This is a genomic window from Neisseria sp. P0022.S010 (assembly GCF_051956635.1).
This window is the reverse complement of record NZ_JBQCXF010000284.1, coordinates 1-3,737: the sequence shown is the minus strand read 5'-3', so window position 1 is coordinate 3,737 and position 3,737 is coordinate 1. Positions and strand designations below refer to the sequence as shown.

3 protein-coding genes and 1 pseudogene are annotated in these 3,737 nt (G+C 47.2%); all 4 read left to right on the top strand.

Features of this window, described 5'->3' with window-relative positions:
• Window positions 1-63 (top strand): annotated as a pseudogene (gene rpsL, locus ACTHUT_RS15395) (30S ribosomal protein S12); the annotation flags it as partial.
• A 117-nt stretch (window positions 64-180) separates the two neighbouring features.
• Window positions 181-651 carry a 30S ribosomal protein S7 gene (gene rpsG / locus ACTHUT_RS15390; RefSeq protein WP_002240962.1) on the top strand — a complete coding sequence of 157 codons (471 nt, stop codon included), beginning with the start codon at window positions 181-183 and terminating at the stop codon, window positions 649-651.
• An 18-nt stretch (window positions 652-669) separates the two neighbouring features.
• Window positions 670-2,775, top strand: a complete 2,106-nt coding sequence (gene fusA / locus ACTHUT_RS15385) for an elongation factor G (protein WP_250601630.1) — start codon at window positions 670-672, stop codon at window positions 2,773-2,775.
• Window positions 2,776-2,860: 85 nt separating this feature from the next.
• Window positions 2,861-3,737 (top strand): elongation factor Tu (gene tuf, locus ACTHUT_RS15380; protein ID WP_440418993.1); only part of this gene is annotated, 877 nt, incomplete at its 3' end.

Here is a 3,737-nt window from a genome sequence, read left to right as displayed (position 1 = left end):
ACTGCAGGTGTTAAAGACCGTAAACAAGCCCGTTCTAAATACGGTGCTAAGCGTCCTAAATAATTATCGGGACTCAAATAGGCACGTCGGCCGCCTAAGCTGAACAACGGCCGAGTAAGTGAATACTCAATTGGGTATTCATGGGAATTGACCCAACTGAATAGATTAAAGGAAATTAAAATGCCAAGACGTAGAGAAGTCCCTAAGCGCGACGTACTGCCAGATCCTAAGTTCGGCAGCGTTGAGCTGACTAAATTCATGAACGTATTGATGATTGACGGTAAAAAATCTGTTGCAGAACGTATCGTTTACGGTGCACTGGAACAAATTGAGAAAAAAACCGGCAAAGTAGCAATCGAAGTATTTAACGAAGCCATTGCAAATGCCAAACCTATCGTGGAAGTGAAAAGCCGCCGTGTAGGTGGTGCAAACTACCAAGTTCCTGTTGAAGTTCGTCCTTCACGTCGTCTGGCTTTGGCAATGCGCTGGGTTCGCGATGCGGCCCGTAAACGTGGTGAGAAATCTATGGACCTGCGTTTGGCAGGCGAATTGATTGATGCGGCTGAAGGTCGTGGCGGTGCGTTGAAAAAACGTGAAGAAGTACACCGTATGGCTGAAGCTAACAAAGCATTCTCTCACTTCCGTTTCTAATATCGAAAGGCTAACAAAATGGCTCGTAAGACCCCTATCGGCCTGTATCGCAATATTGGTATTTCTGCCCATATTGACGCGGGTAAAACAACCACAACAGAACGTATTCTGTTCTATACAGGTTTGACTCACAAGTTGGGTGAGGTGCATGACGGCGCAGCAACTACCGACTACATGGAACAAGAGCAAGAGCGTGGTATTACCATTACTTCTGCTGCTGTGACCTCTTATTGGTCCGGTATGGCGAAACAGTTCCCTGAACACCGTTTCAACATCATTGATACCCCAGGACACGTTGACTTTACCGTAGAGGTAGAGCGTTCTATGCGTGTATTGGACGGTGCAGTAATGGTTTACTGTGCAGTAGGTGGTGTTCAACCTCAATCCGAAACCGTATGGCGTCAAGCTAACAAATACCAAGTTCCTCGCTTGGCATTTGTAAACAAAATGGACCGTCAAGGTGCCAACTTCTTCCGCGTTGTCGAGCAAATGAAAACCCGTTTGCGCGCAAACCCTGTACCTATCGTAATCCCAGTTGGTGCAGAAGATAGCTTCAGTGGTGTTGTTGACCTGCTGAAAATGAAATCTATCATCTGGAACGAAGCTGATAAAGGTACAACCTTTACCTATGGCGATATTCCTGCTGAGTTGGTTGAAACTGCTGAAGAATGGCGTCAAAACATGATTGAAGCCGCAGCAGAAGCCAGCGAAGAATTGATGGATAAATACTTGGGTGGTGAAGAGCTGACCGAAGAAGAAATCGTAGGTGCATTGCGTCAACGTACTTTGGCAGGTGAAATCCAACCAATGTTGTGCGGTTCTGCATTTAAAAACAAAGGTGTTCAACGTATGTTGGACGCAGTAGTAGAATTGTTGCCTGCTCCTACCGACATTCCTCCTGTTCAAGGTGTTAACCCTAACACTGAAGAAGCAGACAGCCGCCAAGCCAGCGACGAAGAGAAATTCTCTGCATTGGCGTTCAAAATGTTGAACGACAAATACGTTGGTCAGCTGACTTTCATCCGCGTTTACTCTGGTGTCGTGAAATCCGGTGATACCGTATTGAACTCTGTAAAAGGTACTCGTGAACGTATCGGTCGTTTGGTGCAAATGACTGCTGCGGACCGTACTGAAATTGAAGAAGTACGCGCTGGCGACATCGCCGCTGCTATCGGTCTGAAAGACGTTACTACCGGTGAAACCTTGTGTGCAGAAAGCGCGCCGATTATCTTGGAACGCATGGAGTTCCCTGAGCCGGTAATCCATATTGCCGTTGAGCCGAAAACCAAAGCTGACCAAGAGAAAATGGGTATTGCCCTGAATCGTCTGGCTAAAGAAGACCCTTCTTTCCGTGTTCGTACAGACGAAGAATCCGGTCAAACCATTATTTCCGGTATGGGTGAATTGCACTTGGAAATTATTGTTGACCGTATGAAACGCGAATTCGGTGTGGAAGCTAACATTGGTGCGCCTCAAGTTGCATACCGTGAAACTATCCGCAAAGAAGTTGAAGCTGAATACAAACACGCTAAACAATCCGGTGGTAAAGGTCAATACGGTCACGTTGTGATCAAAATGGAACCTATGGAGCCGGGTGGTGCAGGTTACGAATTTATCGACGAAATTAAAGGTGGTGTGATTCCTCGCGAATTCATTCCTTCTGTCGATAAAGGTATCCGTGACACCCTGCCTAACGGTATCGTTGCAGGCTACCCAGTAGTTGACGTACGCGTACGTTTGATCTTCGGTTCTTCGCATGATGTCGACTCTTCACAACTGGCCTTCGAATTGGCAGCTTCTCAAGCCTTTAAAGAAGGTATGCGTAAAGCCAATCCAGCTCTGTTGGAGCCAATCATGGCAGTTGAGGTGGAAACACCTGAAGAATACATGGGTGACGTAATGGGCGACTTGAACCGTCGTCGTGGCGTTGTATTGGGTATGGATGATGACGGTATCGGCGGTAAGAAAGTTCGCGCCGAAGTACCTCTGGCAGAAATGTTCGGTTACTCAACCGACCTGCGTTCTGCAACCCAAGGCCGCGCTACTTACTCCATGGAGTTCAAAAAATACGCTGAAGCTCCTGCTCACGTAGCTGCTGCTGTAACTGAAGCCCGCAAAGGCTAATCAGAAAAGGCTGTCTGAAACTGAAAATAAATTTTCAGACGGCCATTGTTCTTTAATCGATCTTTATATGTAAAGGAATTAGCTCATGGCTAAGGAAAAATTTGAACGTAGCAAACCGCACGTAAACGTTGGCACCATCGGTCACGTTGACCATGGTAAAACCACTCTGACTGCTGCTTTGACTACTATTTTGGCTAAAAAATTCGGTGGCGCTGCAAAAGCTTACGACCAAATCGACAACGCTCCTGAAGAAAAAGCTCGTGGTATTACCATTAATACCTCACACGTAGAATACGAAACTGAAACCCGTCACTACGCACACGTAGACTGCCCGGGCCACGCCGACTACGTTAAAAACATGATTACCGGTGCTGCCCAAATGGACGGCGCGATCTTGGTATGTTCCGCAGCTGATGGTCCTATGCCTCAAACTCGCGAACACATCCTATTGGCTCGCCAAGTAGGTGTACCTTACATCATCGTATTCATGAACAAATGCGACATGGTTGACGATGCCGAGCTGTTGGAACTGGTTGAAATGGAAATCCGTGACTTGTTGTCAAGCTACGACTTCCCAGGCGACGACTGCCCAATCGTACAAGGTTCTGCACTGAAAGCTTTGGAAGGTGATGCTGCTTACGAAGAAAAAATCTTCGAATTGGCTGCTGCCTTGGACAGCTACATCCCAACACCTGAGCGTGCAGTGGACAAACCTTTCTTGTTGCCTATCGAAGACGTATTCTCTATCTCTGGCCGTGGTACGGTAGTAACCGGTCGTGTAGAGCGCGGTATCATCCACGTTGGTGACGAGATCGAAATCGTAGGTCTGAAAGACACCCAAAAAACCACTTGTACCGGTGTTGAAATGTTCCGCAAACTGCTGGACGAAGGTCAAGCAGGTGACAACGTAGGCGTATTGCTGCGTGGTACTAAACGTGAAGACGTAGAGCGTGGTCAAGTAT